Source organism: Alistipes sp. ZOR0009, from assembly GCF_000798815.1.
In the GTDB taxonomy this organism is placed as follows: Bacteria; Bacteroidota; Bacteroidia; order Bacteroidales; family ZOR0009; genus Acetobacteroides.
On sequence record NZ_JTLD01000017.1, the window covers coordinates 17,129 to 36,151 of the forward strand.

The 19,023-nt window shown below is 36.5% G+C and carries 19 protein-coding genes; 5 read left to right on the forward strand and 14 right to left on the reverse strand.

Features of this window, described 5'->3' with window-relative positions:
* Positions 1-35 precede the first annotated feature (35 nt).
* Genes mnmG through L990_RS05820 form a run of 8 tightly spaced genes read right to left on the reverse strand, consistent with a single transcriptional unit; the run spans position 36 to position 9,933 of the window.
* Complete coding sequence (gene mnmG / locus L990_RS05785) at positions 36-1,907, reverse strand: tRNA uridine-5-carboxymethylaminomethyl(34) synthesis enzyme MnmG (protein ID WP_047446421.1); 1,872 nt, start codon at positions 1,905-1,907, stop codon at positions 36-38.
* Between the two features lie 2 nt (positions 1,908-1,909).
* Positions 1,910-2,338, reverse strand: a complete 429-nt coding sequence (ybeY, locus tag L990_RS05790) for an rRNA maturation RNase YbeY (protein WP_047446422.1) — start codon at positions 2,336-2,338, stop codon at positions 1,910-1,912.
* Between the two features lie 3 nt (positions 2,339-2,341).
* Positions 2,342-2,734: an ATP-binding protein gene (locus tag L990_RS05795; RefSeq protein ID WP_047446424.1), complete on the reverse strand. Its 393-nt coding sequence runs from the start codon at positions 2,732-2,734 to the stop codon at positions 2,342-2,344.
* 33 nt (positions 2,735-2,767) lie between these two features.
* Positions 2,768-4,048: a murein hydrolase activator EnvC family protein gene (locus tag L990_RS05800; protein ID WP_047446425.1), complete on the reverse strand. Its 1,281-nt coding sequence runs from the start codon at positions 4,046-4,048 to the stop codon at positions 2,768-2,770.
* Between the two features lies 1 nt (position 4,049).
* Entirely contained in the window at positions 4,050-5,744 is a 1,695-nt protein-coding gene (locus L990_RS05805; protein WP_047446427.1) for a tetratricopeptide repeat protein, read from the reverse strand.
* A 4-nt stretch (positions 5,745-5,748) separates the two neighbouring features.
* A complete protein-coding gene (dut, locus tag L990_RS05810) occupies positions 5,749-6,183 on the reverse strand; it encodes a dUTP diphosphatase (protein WP_047446429.1) in 435 nt (144 codons plus the stop codon).
* Entirely contained in the window at positions 6,168-7,637 is a 1,470-nt protein-coding gene (locus L990_RS05815) for a lipopolysaccharide biosynthesis protein (protein ID WP_081981611.1), read from the reverse strand. The genes dut and L990_RS05815 overlap by 16 nt, the downstream gene beginning before the upstream one ends.
* Positions 7,638-7,641: 4 nt before the next feature.
* On the reverse strand, positions 7,642-9,933 hold the full coding sequence (locus L990_RS05820) for a patatin-like phospholipase family protein (protein WP_047446431.1): 2,292 nt from the start codon (positions 9,931-9,933) through the stop codon (positions 7,642-7,644).
* Positions 9,934-9,992: 59 nt separating this feature from the next.
* Between L990_RS05820 and L990_RS05825 the strand changes: the two genes are divergently transcribed.
* Together L990_RS05825 and pheS are read left to right on the forward strand one after the other, a co-directional pair.
* On the forward strand, positions 9,993-10,793 hold the full coding sequence (locus tag L990_RS05825; protein WP_081981612.1) for a peptidylprolyl isomerase: 801 nt from the start codon (positions 9,993-9,995) through the stop codon (positions 10,791-10,793).
* A gap of 6 nt (positions 10,794-10,799) precedes the next feature.
* A complete protein-coding gene (pheS, locus tag L990_RS05830; RefSeq protein ID WP_047446432.1) occupies positions 10,800-11,819 on the forward strand; it encodes a phenylalanine--tRNA ligase subunit alpha in 1,020 nt (339 codons plus the stop codon).
* A gap of 37 nt (positions 11,820-11,856) precedes the next feature.
* Here the strand turns inward: pheS and L990_RS05835 are convergent, their stop codons facing one another.
* From L990_RS05835 to nadA, 3 genes are all read right to left on the reverse strand, one after another.
* On the reverse strand, positions 11,857-12,273 hold the full coding sequence (locus tag L990_RS05835; RefSeq protein ID WP_047446435.1) for an OsmC family protein: 417 nt from the start codon (positions 12,271-12,273) through the stop codon (positions 11,857-11,859).
* 118 nt (positions 12,274-12,391) lie between these two features.
* Positions 12,392-13,414: a Holliday junction branch migration DNA helicase RuvB gene (gene ruvB, locus L990_RS05840; protein WP_047446437.1), complete on the reverse strand. Its 1,023-nt coding sequence runs from the start codon at positions 13,412-13,414 to the stop codon at positions 12,392-12,394.
* 1 nt (position 13,415) lies between these two features.
* The gene (gene nadA / locus L990_RS05845; RefSeq protein ID WP_047446556.1) at positions 13,416-14,393 is read right to left on the reverse strand and encodes a quinolinate synthase NadA; all 978 of its coding nucleotides are present in this window, start codon (positions 14,391-14,393) and stop codon (positions 13,416-13,418) included.
* A gap of 804 nt (positions 14,394-15,197) precedes the next feature.
* Between nadA and rpiB the strand changes: the two genes are divergently transcribed.
* Both rpiB and L990_RS05855 read left to right on the forward strand, forming a co-directional pair.
* Complete coding sequence (gene rpiB, locus L990_RS05850) at positions 15,198-15,635, forward strand: ribose 5-phosphate isomerase B (protein ID WP_047446438.1); 438 nt, start codon at positions 15,198-15,200, stop codon at positions 15,633-15,635.
* A gap of 143 nt (positions 15,636-15,778) precedes the next feature.
* Positions 15,779-16,048, forward strand: a complete 270-nt coding sequence (locus L990_RS05855; RefSeq protein ID WP_047446440.1) for a type II toxin-antitoxin system RelE/ParE family toxin — start codon at positions 15,779-15,781, stop codon at positions 16,046-16,048.
* 145 nt (positions 16,049-16,193) lie between these two features.
* Here L990_RS05855 and L990_RS20335 read toward each other — a convergent pair whose 3' ends face one another.
* The 3 genes from L990_RS20335 to L990_RS19145 form a co-directional block, all read right to left on the reverse strand.
* Positions 16,194-16,397 (reverse strand): hypothetical protein, encoded by a 204-nt coding sequence (locus L990_RS20335; protein ID WP_052180775.1) that lies wholly within the window; start codon positions 16,395-16,397, stop codon positions 16,194-16,196.
* A 6-nt stretch (positions 16,398-16,403) separates the two neighbouring features.
* Positions 16,404-17,006, reverse strand: coding sequence for an ATP-binding protein (locus tag L990_RS19140; protein ID WP_052180776.1), 603 nt, complete (start codon positions 17,004-17,006; stop codon positions 16,404-16,406).
* 107 nt (positions 17,007-17,113) lie between these two features.
* Positions 17,114-17,320, reverse strand: a complete 207-nt coding sequence (locus L990_RS19145) for a hypothetical protein (RefSeq protein ID WP_052180777.1) — start codon at positions 17,318-17,320, stop codon at positions 17,114-17,116.
* Between the two features lie 961 nt (positions 17,321-18,281).
* Here L990_RS19145 and L990_RS05865 point away from each other — a divergent pair.
* The gene (locus tag L990_RS05865) at positions 18,282-18,866 is read left to right on the forward strand and encodes a DNA-binding domain-containing protein (protein WP_047446442.1); all 585 of its coding nucleotides are present in this window, start codon (positions 18,282-18,284) and stop codon (positions 18,864-18,866) included.
* Positions 18,867-19,023 lie beyond the last annotated feature (157 nt).

The following is a 19,023-nucleotide window of genomic DNA, read 5'->3' on the forward strand; positions in this document are numbered from 1 at the left end:
TTAAATCAAAATACAAAAAAGTTCCACGTGAAACATTATCGACCAAGAAAAACCAAAAGCACATTTATATCAGAAGGAGAAACTCCAGGAATTCTAGAAGCTTGTCCTATTGTCTTGGGCTTGATTTTATTTAATTTTTGTCTTGCTTCTGTTGATAGAGATTGAAGTTTGCTATATTCAAAATCATCAGAGATACGAACATTTTCTAAACGTTCAATTTTATCTACCACTAATCTTTCTCTATCTATATAACCTTTGTATTTTATCTTGATATCTGCTTGGGAAAATATCTCCTCTTTTGAAAATTCAAGAGAATTATAAAAATTATCAATAACTCCAAATTTAGAAAAATCAAAAAGACTAATCTGTGGTCTAAGTAATAAATCACCCAATTTTCTAGTTTGATTAATTACCGCAGTCTGCTTTGAAATTAAAATATCGTTAGCATCTTCTTGTTTGATGCTAGTTTTTTCAATCAAATTAATTAATTCATCTACCTTTTCTTTTTTATACTTATAAGCAAACTCTCTTTCTTTTGATACTAAACCCAGTTTAATTCCAATTGGAGTTAATCGTTCGTCAGCATTATCCTGCCTTAAAAGCACTCTATACTCGGCTCTTGATGTAAACATACGGTAAGGCTCATCGACTCCTTTAGTTACCAAATCATCAATAAGTACTCCAATATAGGAACTATCTCTCGTTAATACGAATTCAGGTTGATTAGCAACTTTTAAAGATGCATTTATTCCGGCAACTAACCCTTGTCCTGCAGCCTCTTCGTAACCTGTTGTTCCGTTTATTTGTCCTGCACAGAATAAATTACCAACAAATTTTGATTCTAAAGAATGTTTAAGCTGTGTTGGCTGAAAAAAATCATATTCAATTGCATAACCAGGTCGAAAAATCTTTACATTTTCAAACCCTGGGATTTTTAGCAATGCTTTTACTTGTACATCTAAAGGTAGCGAGGATGAAAAACCATTCAAATAATACTCATTAGTATTCCATCCCTCTGGTTCTAAAAAAAGTTGATGCTGATTTTTATCAGCAAAAGTTCTTACTTTATCTTCAATACTTGGACAATACCTAGGTCCTATTGATTTTATGGTACCGTTAAATAGAGGAGATTCTAAAAAGCCATCCTTTAGTATATCGTGTACCGTGCTATTGGTATAAGTTATAAAGCAAGGAAGTTGCTTTACTACGGCAGGAGAAGAATTCAAAAAAGAAAATTTCTGTGGATTTTCATCACCATGCTGAACTCCCATGACGCTAAAATCAACACTTCTCCCGTCAATTCGAGCTGGTGTACCTGTTTTCATTCTTCCAACTTCCATACCCAACTCACGAAGTTGCTCTGTGATCCCATACGAGGCCATATCACCTGAACGGCCACCAACCTGCTGGTGTCGCCCAACATGCATCAGCCCATTCATAAAAGTTCCTGTAGTTAAAACAACAGATTTCGCATTAAACTCCACTCCTAATGCAGTTCTAACTCCTGTAACTAAGCCGTTTTTCAACAATAAACTAACAACAGAATCTTGCCAAAAAGAGATATTGGCCGTATTTTCTAGCATTTCTCTCCATTTTAAGGAGAACAAAACACGATCACATTGTGCTCTAGGGCTCCACATAGCAGGACCCTTACTTTTATTTAGCATTCTAAACTGAATAGTACTATAGTCAGTTACAATCCCAGAATATCCTCCAAGAGCATCAATTTCGCGAACAATCTGTCCTTTAGCAATACCTCCCATTGCAGGATTACAGGACATTTGCCCCATTTTAGTCATATCCAGCGTTATCAACAGCACGGTAGAACCAAGATTTGCTGCTGCTGCTGCTGCTTCACAACCAGCATGTCCTGCTCCAACCACAATAACGTCGTAATCAAACATCATAGTTAGACAATCGTAAAATTAAACTTTAATAGATGATGATCTTCCAATGCTCTCATCTGTTTCTCTTCCTCTTCTGTTTTGTCCTTATATCCGCACAAATGAAGTACTCCATGTATAATTACACGGCATAGTTCATTATTAAAATCAACGCCTATTTTTTCGGCATTAGAGCGAACAGTATCCAGACTAACTACCAAATCACCTGATATTTTATCCTTTTCGGTATAATCGAACGTAATAATGTCGGTATAATAATCGTGCTGCAAATACTGTCGGTTAGTTTCTATAATATAGTCATCATCGCAAAAAACGTAATTAAGGGTACCAACCTGATACCCTTCCTCGCTTGCGACACTTTTTATCCAAGTTTTTAGTTTAAGAGACTGCTTTGGTTTAAAAGCGATTTTCTCTGAAAAAAAATTTACTGCCAAAACTTATATATTAAAAAAAAGTTCAACTTTATTTCCACTTTCATTAAATTTAATGTCGTCAGACAACATTCTCATCAAAAAAACGCCTCTACCATCGGTTTTCAGAATATTATCAGGAAGGGTGGGATAGGGTAATCGCTCATAATCAAAACCGATACCTTCATCTTCAACAACAATTACAATTTTTCCAGACCTTACTTCTAAAGTAAAATTTACTTTTTTAGCAACATCCCTCCCATTACCATGGTTGATGGAGTTAGAAATAGCCTCCAATGAGGATACAATTATCCGCTCACGAAGAGGTTGTTTTACTTCATACTTATGAGTAAACGACAATACTAACTCTTCGACATTACGTAAAACTTCTGGATCGGACAAAAAACAGTATGATGCCATATAAGTTTATACGATATAGAGATAAAATGTTTCCTATCTAGCAAGCCAATTTTCGGGATTTTGAGGTGTTGTTTCCTTCCAAACCTGAAATTTCAACGTTGGCTTCTCTCCACCTGTATCGCTATTAGCCAAAATTCCTATAGACTGTTTTGCTCTTATCGATTGCCCCTCCTTTACACTAACCCTAGAAAGATTAGAATAAACGGTAATGTAATAGCCATGACGTACCAAAACAGATATATTAGCCCCAGGAAGTGTAAATATTTTACTCACCTCACCATCAAAAACAGCAGTTACATCTGAACCAGCGACTGAAGCAATATCAACACCGTCATTTTTGACCTTTACACCCTTTAAAAGGGGATGCTGATGCTCTCCAAAGGTTTCAACAATCTGACCTTGACGAACAGGCCATGGAAGCCTTCCTCTATTAGCCTCAAATTTACCTGCAATTGTTCTATCTTCAGGTGTAAATGGCAAATCTTTAGGTACCGTAACAGCAGGCTGCTTAGCTACCACATTCTTTTTCTCAGCGGCAGCCTTACGTCTTGCCGCTTCTTCAGCGGCCGCTTTACGTCGTGCAGCCTCTGCTGCCTTTCTGGCTTCCTCTGCTATCAAAAAGTTAATTTCACGAGCAAGTCTTTCTCTCAACAGTCGCTTCTTTTGTACCTCTGCTAGCAAATCCTTTTCTTTACTTTTAAGCTGATCCAACATTGCCTGATAAGTTTTCTCATCATCAGCCAACTTCTTTACTTCGTTTGTTTTATTTGCTAACAATACCTCCAAATTCCGTTTCTTAGCATTTAGATCAACAATTTCAGCATTCAATTTTCGCTGCTTTAGTTCTATGGTATTGGCTTGCTCCATCCTGTAATCGCTATAAGATCGCAAATACTTCATTCTCTTTATAGCCTGCTGCAGATCGGTGGATGCCAAAACTAGAGCAATCGCAGATGTTGAATTTCTCAACTTATACGCCTGCTGCAATGTCTTTGCATACTGCTTTTTTAAAACGAATATATCATTTTTCAGTTTTAGAATGGTATCTGTCTTAATACCTATATTTTTTACAACAAGTATAACCTGGCGATCTATATTTTCTATAATTTTCTTACGTTTCTCAATCATAGAATGCACCAAAGCAACCTGCTTCATTGTTGAATTTTTCTCCTTCTTGGTAGAATTCAGCTGATCATTTATCTGAATTAACTCTCTATCAGCCGCCTTCTTTTGCTCCTGCAGATCTTTCAATGATTGTCCAGCAGCAACACCAACAGTAAACAATAAAAAAATTAGTATAACCAGTCGCTGCATTCTATTCTAAGTTAAGTTTTTTAAGCAATTCTTTTGATCTATTTCCTTTATCGTAAGCCATTCTCCAGTACATACTAGCAGAATCTTTATCATTCAACTTATCCAAAATATCTCCGTAATGCTCAAGAATGGTAGAGCTATCATTTCCTCCATATATCAGCGCCTTTCGCATCACCTCTTTAGCCTCCTCATACTTCTCTTGCTTATACAAAATCCAAGCTTTCGTATCCAAATAAGTACCGTTATTAGGATCCTTTTCCAATACAACATTAATCATTTTTAATGCCTTAGAAAGATTTTTGTCTGTCAAGGAAAGATAGTAACTATAGTTATTCAAAACTTGAATATTCTTAGGATTGATTTTTAGAGCTTGATCGTAGTACTCAAAAGCAGTCTCCAACTTTCCCATTGAATGGTAAGAATCGCCAATCATGGATAGCATATCTACCTTCATTGAATCCGTTTTTGCGTAAGGCAAAGCTGTTTTTAGTACAGCAATTGTAGAATCGTACTCCTTTAACTGAAAATGAGAATAGGAGTTATACAAATACATTTTCACCAAATTCGGATAAATAGCAATTGCCCGCTTCGAGTAAACCTTGGTGGTATCGAATCTCTTAAAATAAAAATTGAGTTCTATAAAACGATAATATAGTGTTGTATCCTTTGAACCAGAATCAATTTTAACATGTAAAAAATTATTCAACTCATTCAATTTGCCCATCTTAGTTAAATGCTCGGCATAAATAGGATAAATAGAAGTATCCTTCGGATAGGTAGATATGAAATTGTTTATCAGCGTATCAATATTGGGATAAAAAACTTGATAGAACTGCTTATTTTCCAAAAACTGATTGAAATAGTTAACCTTATCTTTGTTCAAAACATCATCGTTCCTGAAAATAGCATTCAAAACTCTAAAATAATCTGGATACTTTGCCTCTCGCCTATAAGCATCAGACAATCCAATTTGTGCCAACGGAAAATTTGGAACCAGCTCCAATGCTTTCTTATTATAGAGTATTGCCAAAGAATCGTTCCCCATGGAACCATAGATTTCTCCTAAAATAGTGAAATGCCGCGGATCATCAGGATATAACTCGACCAAACGCTGACCAATACTTAACGCAGAATCAACCTGATTAAGCTGCAGGTAAAGCTTTTGCTTGTTAGCCAAAATCAGCTCACTATTACCAAACTTCGCAGAAAATTCGTCAAAAAGTTGAATACTTTTTTTCAAATTGCCCTTATAGCCATATATCAAAGACATATTAAGCAACAAGTCGGTGTCGGTAGAATCGAGTTCAACTAACTTTGAATAAATGGCCAAAGCAGAATCTAACTTATTGGATCGTTGCAGTATCTGCGCATAATTCAACCCGTAATACTTATTGGTAGAATCGTGCTTAAATGCCAACTCTGCATTCTTCAATGCCAAATCTCTCTTATTCTGTGCTGCATATACCTGAGATAACATATAATATGCCGCATCGTTCTCCTTATTTAGGCTTATAGACTTGGTAAATAAGACCACAGCATTACCTGTTGCACCCCCATAGTACTGCTTTAGTCCTTCATAGTAGTTTAAATCAGACATCAACTTGCCGTTATTCCTAATCGATCTGTAGGAATTTTTCGTTGATGTACATGCTGCTATGCTTACAATTATAGCCGCTATAAAGAGAGTATACCTCATTTACTTATTTTTTACCTGTACTACCAAAACCACCTTCTCCCCTATCCGTTTCATTCAATAACTCTACCGAATTCCACGTAATAGATTCATGTTTAGCAAATACCATTTGGGCAATTCGATCTCCTGGTTTGATAACATAAGTTTCACTCGAAAGGTTTACCAAACCAACTTTTACTTCACCCCTATAATCAGCATCAATGGTTCCTGGCGAATTAACAACTGTTATACCACTTTTTATGGCAAGTCCACTACGAGGTCTAACCTGAGCTTCAAAACCAACAGGAATTTCTAAAAATAAACCTGTAGGAATAACAACCCTCTCCAAAGGGCCAACGCTAACCTCTACATCCACATTCGCTTTCAAATCTAAACCAGCAGAATGAGCAGTTGCGTACTGGGGCAAATCATACCTACTTTTATTGATTACCTTGACTTCCATTTCAAAACAGATTTAACAATTGCTAAAGGATTAATTCGCTCATGGTACATAAAAATAAAAATGTACCCTCCGAAAAGAAGGCTATTAATCGTAAGTCGTAAAAATATACTATCCTGACGTATAACCACACTTAAAAAGTATATTCCTAATCCTAATAAAAAGTAAAAGGCTATGTTTTTAAAATCGTATGGAATACTAATAATTTTCTTACCAAACCAGTAACTTACCACGCACATAAATATGAATGAAACCAACCTACCCCAAGCAGCAGCTTGATATCCAAAACGTGGAACCATAAAAATATTGAAAATAATGAGTAATACCAATCCTGCCACAGTTACATCAACTGTTCTTCGAGTTTTATCGTGTAGCTTAAATATAATTTGCAGATTATATAACAACCCAACAAAATAGTAGGATAGCAACAGTACAGGCACTATAAATAAACCTTCCCGATAGTTAGATCCTTCGAGATATTGAAAAATATCTATGTAAAGAGTTACTAACAAGAATATTATCATTCCAAAAACAGAAAAGTACTTAAAAACATCCGCATACGTTTTCCCTGAATCTTCCTTCTTAACATTATTAAAAAAGAAAGGCTCAGCAGCATACCTAAACATCTGAGTAAAAAGAGTCAATACAATTGCCAACTTCAAGTTTGAAGTATAAATTCCCAACTGAAACATAGGTTTACTCGATTCTGGCAAAAGATACTTTATGCTATAACGATCAAGTAAATCGTTAATTTGACCAGCCAAACCAGAAATAACAAGTGGAATCGAATATATTGCCAGCTCCTTCATTAAAGGTTTAGATATTCGAAGCCGTGGAAATCCAGCATAACGAATTACCAAGAATAATGTAGCTACAGAAGCAATTAAGTTTGCGATAAAAATTACAAGTATTCCCATTCGAGGAAGAGATGGAAACAGCTTAGGTACTACAAAAAGAAGTATTAAGTTAAATAATACGTTGATAAGAATATTTACTGTCTTTAAAATAACAAAGGTTGATGCCTTATTTTCGTTTCTCAACCTAACAAATGGAATGGCACAAAGCACATCAAAAAAGACAATCCAACCAGTTAAAATAACGTACCACCTATTTGGTGATAAGTCTAAACCATTTATAATACCCTCATAACCAAATGTAGTATAGAGCACAAATAAACTTGAAGTTATTAGCAAAAAGGTAAAAGTTGTAGAATAAACCTTCTCCTTTTCTTCGGTATACTTATTTGAAAAGCGAAAATATCCCGTTTCCAAACCCAAAGTTAGGATTGTTAGCAAAATGGGTATATAAATATAGAATTCGCTATAAATGGCATATTCGCTGGGATTCTTAAAATAGTTGGTATAAATAGGATTCATCAAATAGTTAATAAATCTAGCCAACAGGCTACTCAAGCCATAAATAAGAGTATGACCAGCAAGTTTTTTTAGGTTTCCCACAATGCTAATATTCTAGTGAACGACGATTAAATAAAACAAAGCCAAAGTTAGCAACGAAATAGAATTTTGTATTCTCTTTATCATAGTAATTAACTGAAAGACTTAACGGACCAACAACTGTTTGATATACCATTGATAATGAGCCCATATAAAATCTTTCCTTCAAAAGTTTTCCATAGGTAACAAAGTAATCATTCGTTTTTTCAATCTGATAGAAAGGCATAAAAGCGTAGGCTTCTGCACGTAAATAGATACGCGGCGAAAAAAGAATATTTGGCATAATACCTACCGCAAAATAAGAATCGGATCTAAAGTTGGGCAAAAATATCGTCTGACTTTGAGGGTATGGAGTAAAGGAAGGAGCACTAAGCACAGAGGAGGTGTAGTTCGAAAAAGCCTTCTTGTCGGTTACAATTGCATCAAGAAGCAGTCCTGTCCACAATTTATCCGAAATTCGATGGTAGCTTTGATTGTAAAGCCTTATCCCCATCCAGTTTTGCCACTTAGAAGTAACCAAATGAGTTGGCCCTGTCGTTCCCGGTTTATTAACTTCCTTACCTGTTATGTATGAAAAACCAACGTATTGTCTCCTACCCTTATAAGGAAATAGGGTATAGTTCAACGTATTTTTCTCATACGATATGGAAACTTTATGAAAAGTAAATTCAGTCTTATCTGGTTCATCGCCCTTTAAAAAGTTATTAACCTGATAGTACTGATCATTGTTACGCCCAAAATTATATCCAAATTTGAAAAAGGAGGAAGAACTAACAGGAAACCCGTAATTAACCCGCCCAAAGTACTCGTATTGCTTGATGTAACTTGGACGCAAATCTTCAAAAAATGGCTCAGGATTGCTATTAAAAAAATCTAAGCGCTGCAAGGTAAAAACTACATCGTAGAAGAATGGCTTTCCATAGGCAAAATCCTGACGCATTCCCATTTGAAAAGAGCTATACAATTTTCCAAAGTAAATATTGCTAAAAAGACGAGTGTAATTTTTAGCGAAATGCTTATAAGTCAACCCCAAATATCCCTGATTCATGGAACTCGATGAAATATTTCCACCAAAATCCAAATCTAAATCATTATTTGCCTTTATTTTCAACCTCAAATCGTACAATCTTAACGTATCGTTGTAGGTTGCTATCGGATATATAGACGTTATCGTATTATCACTTAGCAACTTAAAATACTCATTTTTAAACTTTTTAAAATCAAAAGTTGACTTTTTCCTAGATTGAAATACATTTGTTACATAGTCACGTTGGCTACTACTCAAACCATCTATTGCTATAGATCTAAACTGCAAATTTGGTAGTTCCCGCTTATACAAACCTCGCTTTATACTTAAATCTAAGGGTGTTACGCGCCTATCCACTCGTTGCTTAATTGAATCTAACTTAGCTAAAGTTGCCCTATACGCCTTATCAATAATTTCTTCCGCTTTCGAAAAATCCAAAAGAGATACATCTCCGTAAATATTCTCAATGGTAATTCCCTTCTCCCGAGGTATTTTGTAATTCGTTTTAGAAACAATCATAGTTTCGATCTGTTTCAGAATATTTTCCTCATCAGGTTTTTCTGGATTACTAGCACAATTTGAACCAATTATAAAATCAGGATTGAAATCGTTTTCCAAAACATCCCAAGGAAAGTTATTGTAGATACCACCATCGAAAAGTAAAGATGAATCAATAGAAATTGCCTTAAAGAAGAAAGGAAAAGTCATAGAAGCACGAATAGCTGACCCTACATCACCTTTTCTAGCAACGTACTGCTTAGAGTTATAAACATCGGAAGCCACGCATCGAAACGGTATAAATAAGCTGTCAAAGTTACTTTTAGCTCTGGCTGTAGGTCCGGCAAAATGCTGAAGAATGGCAAGATCCATTTGGTGAGTAGGAACTAAATTGGTTGGAAGCTTAGCTGATGAAATGGAATCCTTTAAGCTAAATTTGAAAGAAAACATGGAAGCTCCAGGATCCAACTTTTTATACAGATACAGGTATTCATCTTCTATCTGCCCTGTAGACCAACGCAAAAACTCTGGAGAGGTAACCATTTTTATCATCTCTTCAGGAGACATACCAATAGCATACATTCCCCCAACCAATGCTCCCATCGAGGTTCCCGAAATATAGTCTATAGGTATATTATTCTCCTCTAAAGCTTTTATTACCCCAATATGCGATAATCCTTTAGCGCCTCCACCACTTAACACCAACCCCACACTTTGCGACTGACCGAAGTAATAAGTAAAAAGAAGAATGACTAAAAGTAAAGTCCTTTTCATTCTTAAGTTAATATATTTGCATACAGTGATAAAATTAATTCTAAAAGTTAACACCCAGCATGAAACTAAAAAAATTAGCTTTTTTATGTACAATAATGGTAGGAGTAGGTATAAATGCTATCGCTCAAAAAGAACCCATTGTAACCATAAAAACGTCGGAAGGCACCATTAAGCTGAAGTTGTACAATGATACCCCACTTCATCGGGACAACTTTATTAAGCTAGCAAAAGATAATTTTTATAGTGGAATTATATTCCATAGGGTTATCAAAAATTTTATGATACAAGGCGGTGATCCTGATTCAAGAAATCCGAAAGCCGATTCTACTTACGGAGAAGGTGGCCCAGGCTACGACATACCTGCTGAAATAGTGAAGACCCACTTTCACAAAAAAGGCGTACTAGCCGCTGCTCGTGAGGGTGATAAGGAAAATCCAGAACGTAAATCATCAGGTTCACAGTTCTATATAGTTCAAGGCAAAAAATTTACAGATGACGAGCTCGATAAAATTGAAAAACGGGTAAACGAAAGGCTGAAAGCATCCTTATCCCAAAAGATTTTTACTGAGGAGATACCCAAAACCGAAAATAAAGATCTTTCGCCTGAAGAACTTAAAAATAACATCAACATTAAAGTTGAAGCACTACTGAACGCAACTGCACCCTTTAAAATTTCTGAAGAAAGACGAGAAGTTTACAAAAAAGTAGGTGGCTCGCCTCATTTAGACGAATCATACACTATCTTTGGCGAAGTTATTGAGGGATTGGATGTAGTTGACAAAATAGCGGCAACGCCAACCAACAAAAAAGATCGTCCATTAAAGGATATCTTCATCGAAAGTATCAAAGTAAAAAGATAAGAAACTATGCTCGAGCAAATACAGCAGCTTTTAGCAGAGGTTGAAGCATTCAAAGCAGAAAATCTTCAACAGGTAGAAGAATTTAGAATCAAGATGTTAGGCAAAAAAGGCTCCATCACCCTCCTATTTGCCGAGTTTAAAAATGTACCTGTTGAGCAAAAAAAGGAAATAGGTCAAAAAATCAACGTGCTCAAGGATGCTGTTCAAGATAAAATTAACGAGCTAAAGGAAATTCTAGAAAATAAGGAAGACGATGGCGAAAAAGTTGATCTTTCGCGTCCTGGCTCTCAAGATGAAATTGGCTCAAGACACCCCATTTCGTTGGTTAAAAACGAAATGATTGGAATCTTCAAAAAGTTAGGCTTTTCAGTTGCTGAAGGTCCTGAAATAGAAGATGACTGGCACGTATTTGGTGCGCTAAATTTTCCACCAGAACATCCTGCCAGAGACATGCAGGATACCTTCTTCATTGAAAAAGATCCCGATATTTTGCTTCGTACTCATACAAGTTCCATACAGGTACGCACTATGCAAACGCAAAAACCACCTATCCGAGTTGTTTGCCCAGGTAGAGTTTTTCGTAACGAAGCAATTTCTGCACGTGCACACTGCATTTTCCACCAAATAGAAGGACTTTACATAGACGAAAATGTTTCGTTTGCAGATCTTAAACAAACACTGCTCTACTTTGCTAAAGAGCTATTCGGAGAAAACGTAAAAATACGCCTTCGCCCATCCTACTTCCCATTTACAGAACCTTCTGCAGAAATGGACGTATCGTGCACAATTTGCGGTGGTAAAGGTTGTAACGTTTGCAAGCATACCGGATGGCTAGAAATTATGGGCTGCGGGATGGTAGATCCAAACGTGCTCGAAGCTTGTGGCATTGATAGCAAAAAATACAGCGGATATGCGTTTGGAATGGGACTAGAACGTATAGCAATGCTCAAATACGAAATTAGAGATCTTCGTCTTTACTTCGAAAACGATGTTAGATTCTTAAAACAATTCAAATCATCATTATAAATCAAAAAGGCTTCCAAGTTGGAAGCCTTTTTCTATACTAATCTTCAAGAACAATCTCATACGAAACAGTACCAATACTTTTATACATAGCAGAAACACCGCAATACCTATCCTGAGAAAGACTAACTGCCTTTTCTATTTTTTCTCTGTCTAACGCACTACCTCTAAACCTATAGACTATTTTAAAGTCAGTGTAAACAACAGGATGCTCTTCTGTCTTATTAGCCTCCACATTAACATTAAAATCATCGTAGGGCATTCTCATTTTATTAAGTATCGAAACAACATCCATAGCAGTACACCCTGCTAGTGCAATTAGCATTAAAGCTTTAGGACGAGGACCTGTATCTTTACCTCCTACCGATTCATTTGCATCTATGCGCAAAGTATGGCCATTCACCTCTCCATCAAAAGCCATACCTTCGATCCATTTCAACGAAATTTTATCCGCCATAATTGTAATTTTTATATAGATATTACAAATCTATTCTTTGAATGTTTAATTGAAGGTGACAATAGTTACACAAAACAAAAAACAGCCAAGATTTTATTGGCTGCCTTTTATTTTTCCTTTAAAATAACTTTAGATTTTCATCTATTCTACTTACACCCAAATGTTTGTAAGCCAAGTCGGTTACCTCCCTTCCTCTTGGAGTTCTTTTTATAAACCCTTCTTTTATCAAAAACGGCTCGTAAACCTCCTCCACCGTACCAGGATCTTCACCTACTGCAGTGGCAATAGTATTCAACCCAACTGGACCACCCTTAAATTTATGGATTATAGTAGTCAAAATTTTATTATCCATATGATCGAGGCCATACTTATCAATATTGAGAGCTTCGAGGCAAATTCGGGCTATTTCTACGTCAATAAAGCCACTACCTTTTACCTGAGCAAAGTCCCTAACACGTCTAAGTAGCGCATTGGCGATACGCGGAGTCCCCCTGCTCCGAAAAGCAATCTCGTAAGCGGCATCATCAGAAATCCCTATACTCAAAATTGCAGAAGCTCGTTTTACAATTCGCTGTAATACAGATGAATCGTAAAATTCCAAATGAGCCTGAATACCAAATCTTGCTCGCAAAGGACTAGTTAGTAACCCACTACGAGTGGTAGCACCAATTAAAGTAAACGGATTCAATGAAATTTGAATAGAGCGAGCACTAGGTCCCTTATCTAGCATTATATCAATCGTATAATCCTCCATAGCAGAATACAAGTATTCTTCTACTACCGGAGAAAGACGATGAATTTCATCAATAAAAAGGACATCTCCTGTTTCCAAATTGGTAAGCAATCCGGCCAAATCGCCAGGCTTATCCAATACAGGACCAGATGTAATCTTCAGATTTACATTTAGTTCTCGGCTTATAATATGCGCTAAAGTTGTTTTACCCAAGCCAGGAGGACCATGCAGAAGCACATGATCTAGTGCCTCTCCACGCATAGAAGCCGCCTGAACAAATATTTTAAGATTTTCGACAACCTTCTCCTGCCCGCTAAAGTCTTCAAACTCCCGCGGACGAATTTCAGTTTCTACGTCCTTATCAAATTCAGACTTACTCCCCTCTCTAGGATCAAAATTATCTGTCATACTACAAACCTAACTTGGCAGAAATATCTAACATAGCCCGGATTGAACGTTCTGCCTTTATGCTAACCTGTTCATCAACAAAAACTTCAGGTTGCTCATATAAAAGCGTATTATACAACTTTTTTAAAGTAATGAGCTTCATGTAGCTACAATCATTGCAACCACAGGTAGAATCTAAAGGAGGTGCAGGTATGAACGTTTTGTTAGGACTAGCTTTTCTCATCTGATGAATAATACCAGTCTCGGTGGCAACTATATACTCGCTTGCTTGATCCTTTGTCGAATATTTGAGCAAGTCGGCAGTAGAACCAATATGATCAGCAACCAGCAGTATGGGCTTTTTACATTCAGGATGCGCTAGTATCTTCGAATTAGGATGCTCCTTCTTCAATTCAAGTATACGCTCTAGGCTAAACTCCTCGTGAACATGGCAAGCACCATCCCATATAACCATCTCTCTTCCAGTCGTATTCTTGATATAGTTACCTAAGTTTCTATCGGGTCCAAACACTATTTTAGCATCGGCAGGAAGGCTTTCAACTATTTGTACAGCATTGCTTGAGGTACAAACGATATCTGTTAAAGCCTTAACGTCCGCAGTTGTATTAACATACGAAATAACGGTATGGTCGGGATACAGCTTTAAAAATTCAGCAAAATCTTCGGCTTTGCACGAATCGGCTAAAGAGCAACCCGCTTTTAAGTCAGGAATTAGCACCTTCTTAGAAGGAGACAATATTTTGGCCGTCTCTGCCATAAAATGTACCCCTGCAAATACAATGATGTCAGCCTCCGTTTTGGCGGCTTGCTGCGAAAGCGCTAGGCTATCACCTACAAAATCGGCTATATCCTGTATATCGCCTGTTTGGTAGTAGTGAGCCAAGATAACGGCATTCTTTTCCTTTTTTAGCCTATCTATCTCGGCAACCAAATCGACATCGCTACCAACGGGTGCATTTACGTACCCATCCTTCAACATATCATCTCTAATAATCATTATTATCTTTTCTTTTTTAAAAAAATAGATGATGTAAATATTATCCTGTTAGCTCTGTGGAAAACTTGGATAGCATCCTTTTGCAAAAATCAGAATTAAAACTCTAAAAACAATAAGCTAACAGCTAAATGGAGTAATTCGTATTTGAAAAACAGAAGTTTCCAAACTTTATTAACAGCTGTTGATAGCGGCAGCTGGTGATAAAAAAATGGATGCTAACACTCTAAAATAGCTAGCTGTGGCTGTTGAAACCAGCTAGCTGTTTCTAAAAACTTTTGCTTTGAATTAACATACTCGATTCTTCTTAGAACTTTTTGGTAAACGAGCAAGGCTAAGTTTTGAAAAAGAGCTCACCTCAGCTCAATAGTTATTCACAAAAATAGTGTTAGCTGTTTGGCATGTTAATAACTATGAATACCAAGTTGTTTGAATAAAGCAAGAAAAAAATATCAACACATGGAAAAATGTGCATTTAGATAATTCTATTTTAAATTTTGTATATATAAAATAAAGATAATCAGTATATTATATGTAAATGTAATTAATTTTGGTAGTAGAATATGGAGCGAGTAGTAAGTCAACTGCTCGCTTGTGATTAGTAAAAATTAGAAAAACCATTTAATGTTGTTGATAAGTATATAATATTTTATTAATCAAACATATAAAGAATAATTTTTATAATGTTTTGGGATGTAAAGCTGCAATTATTCTATTTATATTGTGTTGTTGCTGCTGCTTGTCTATCCTTATGTTGTAACTTTGGAGAAATTGAAAAATTTGAACCTTATGAAAAGCCGTAAGTTGGGAATGGCATGCGATCATGCTGGTTTTCAGATGAAAGAATTGGTAAAGGTATACCTCCAGTCCATAGGTTATGAAGTTGTTGATTTTGGAACACACTCTGAAGCAAGCGTAGATTATGCTGATTTTGCTCATCCGCTAGCTTCGGCTGTTGAAAATGGAGAATTGGATTTTGGTGTGGCCATGTGCGGAAGTGGTAATGGAATTAATATGACTTTAAACCATCACAAGGGCATACGCTCGGCACTTTGTTGGAATGCGGAGATAGCAGCCCTTGCTAAGCAGCACAATAATGCCAATATATGTACGCTGCCTGCACGCTTTGTAACCTTTGAGGAGGCTAAAGCAATTGTTGATGCCTACTTGAATGCCGAATTTGAGGGAGGAAGGCACGAAGGCAGAATAAATAAAATACCTTGCTAGCAGGTAGTATTATAAAAAAATTAGGCGCGTAAGCGCCTTTTTTATTATATACCAATGATTTATAAAAATTTATATAATAAAATTAGGAAAAACTGTTGACATTAGGGTAACTTGTCTCTTCTGAAAATTTAAAGATTGAAACAATGATAGTGTCTTTTAAAAACCGGAGTACTGAGATGATTTGGATGGGGGTTTGGAAAGATTTTTTACCCGAGGATATTCAAATAAAAAGCAGAGAAAATATGGACAAACTTGATAAAATAAGTAGTATAGAAGATTTACAAGATGATAAAGTAAAAATTATGGAGGATGAATCTGGTTACTATAGCCTAGATGTTAATGATAGGTGGAGAATTATATTTCTTTGGGATGGAAGAAACGCTCAAAGAGTTCAGCTTATATGGCATAAGTAGATGTAAAATGGGGATATATTTTTATTCATATTATGATGTTATTGTGTTAAAAACAATATACACCATATATTGTAGTTGTACTTTCCTGTATAAAACTGAAGTATAGATGTTAATAGATTTCCTTGTAGTCTTCTTTTTAATTTTATCAGTCTTTTCCCCATACTTGTAGCCACATTCCTAAAAAACGGTCGTATATAAAGTACTCTCCTTCCTCTTCCAAAACCAGCTCTTTTTCTATAAGTGCTGCTAATGCAGATTGTACTGTACTTGCTGCTCCTAAATTGTATCGGCTTATAAATTGCTGAGAATTTGGTTTTAAAACTACTCCTTCTTGGGCTATAGCCTCCATAAGGCTCTACTGTCGAGAGGTTACTAGCTTAGTATATCCCTTATAAAAAGGTTCATTTTCCATCAGTACTTGTTTTACTACCTCATCCAGCTCCTTTGTTGAGTAGTAACTTACCGGTAGCGAGTATAGACGATTCAGCATATACAGTACATACCAGGTATGGACTAATACCTTTTTGTATAGCTGCACTATAAGTTCTTCTGATATCTTCTTTTCGGCTAGAGTAAACTTTTCTATGGCAAACTTTACATATTCCTCTACGGGGATTTTATCTAAAAACATCAGCTCGGTGCTCCGATAAAATGGCCGTGCAGGGCTTCTAAACATCCCTTCCATTACGTGCCGTTGACTTCCAGAAAATATAAAATGTACGTTGGATAGCTGCTGGCTGTAGCTTCTAAAGAGGGCTTCTACGTTTTGCTCGGGATAGACAAGAATTTGTTGAAACTCATCAATGGCTACAATAAATTGGTCATCATGTTTTTTCAAATATTCGAAAATTTCATCTAACGACTCCTTTGGTTGATCGTCATTGGCTAGAGTTATCTCTACCTCGGGTTGTACTGTTATTAGATCGAAAGAAAGGAGTGGCCTTAAGCTTTTAAACATGCCTAATGTTTGGTTAATAACCCGCACAGGCAAAGTATCAAGAGAGCCTAAAACCGCTTTGCCTAGCTTAATGGTAAAGTCTCTAAGATTTTTGGTAGGATAAAGGTCTATGTAGTATCCTTTAAAATCTCTTTTTCGAAAATATGCTGTATTAAGCCCGTTTTTCCCATACGCCTTGGGCTTATTAGGGTTAGGTTTCTTCCATTTAGTAGGGCGTTTACTATTCTTTCGGCCTCTGCCCTCCTATCGCAAAAGTAGGCTGGCGAGTGGTATCCAGTAACTAAAAATGGATTAGAGGGGATGCTTTTTTTCATTTCAACAGGATAAAACGAAAAATTCGTTAGGAACTTTTCGTTACGTAACGAACGTAATTGATTTTATTTAATGCAAATTTTTATGTCAGTTTTAAATAGCTATGGACTCTTTCGTCCTTTTTTATGCTGATGCTTTTATATTATTAACCATTATGTATAACCTCCAAATATGAGATAGTCGGCGTATAAGTGGCGCTGTTTTTAAATTTTTGTAGGTAAACTGGCGAATGTGCTATCTACCAGTTAATTCATTTAGTATTTTTATCTTCTTACTTTCGTTTTTATGTAAATAAAAACATTCACATACTACTATAGTTAGCTAATAAATAAATTTAAGTTAACTTTTACATTCATCTTTCGTAAAAGATGAAAGAATTCAATGTTAAAACGACTGAAGGGGATGGTTTTATAAAAGAATGCTGTAGCAATCAATCATTCTTTAAGGCATCCAAGATACGCAATAAAGGCCTTTTGCTGCAAACATTCTAATGCACGCACGGATGTGCTTCTTCAGAATATCCCTCACAAGTAACCAGTAGCAATGTAAAGCATTGCATGGCAAGAGCTGCCATGTTGAGATTGTAGCCATTTAACTGCGTGGTACCAGGTGCTGCGTAGCAAATAGGCCACTGCAGATGATGCGCTAACATCATTTACAAGTGGCCGTATAAGATCAGCTGAAATAAAAAGCTTCGCACGTTTAGGAGCTGCCGCGTCTAACTGCTGCTCCTATCCTAGCACTACTGCTAACCTTATGGTATAACGGTAAAAATACCAAAAGGTTCGAATATCCCATTCATAAGTTGTTGTAATGCCAAAAAATCAAAAAAATGGCTACACAAAAAACTAAAGGGACTTTATGGTACTATCTTCTGCTAAATCCTTTAATTAAGAATGCAGAAGAGTACAGGCCAGAGTAAGCGCAACAGATGTTTACGATGTAAACCGTATTGCAGCCGAAATGCAGAAATACAATAGCACGGCTACCATTGCCGATATTAAAGCGGTAATGGAAATTCTCTTCTTTGTGGTGTTCGATAAGGTGGCCAACGGATGTAATGTACGTTTGCCTATTGTTAACATTCGGCCTTCTATTACTGGACGTTTCACTAGTCCTGTCGACTCGTTTGATTCTAACCGTCATGCTATTAACGTAAAAGTTACTGCAGGCGAGATGCTCAACAGCAGCATCACCAATCTTCAAGTTTCCAGGTACGATTCGGTAGAAAGAGCACCTATTCTTAAGCAATTTATTAACTGTTTTACCGACAGTTCGGCTGGGTACAATGCCGGATTTATCGGTAAGGTGATGGGGAGTGAGCTTAAGTTTGATACAACCAATTCCGACGAAGGACTTTTCTTTGTAAACATTGAGAGTGGAGCAGAGGTGAAGGTTCAGCATTTTGGTAAAATAACCAACGCTGAACTTATGTTTACCCTTCCTGTTTTAACTCAGGGCGAATTCGTTATGGAGGTACGTAAAGCTTACTGTTCCGATAAGGAGATCCGAAAGGGTGCCCTAAAAAAGACAATCACCATTGAGTAACCTTCCTTTTTTGTTGACGAATGCCCTGACCTCGGTTGGGGCATTCTCTATTTTGCAATACGAAGAGGCTGAGTGAGATGTAGTGAGTAGTGAGTAGGGAATAGTGAAGGGTGACAAGAATTTTCCATTATTCATCCTTTCATTTTTCACCTTCCTT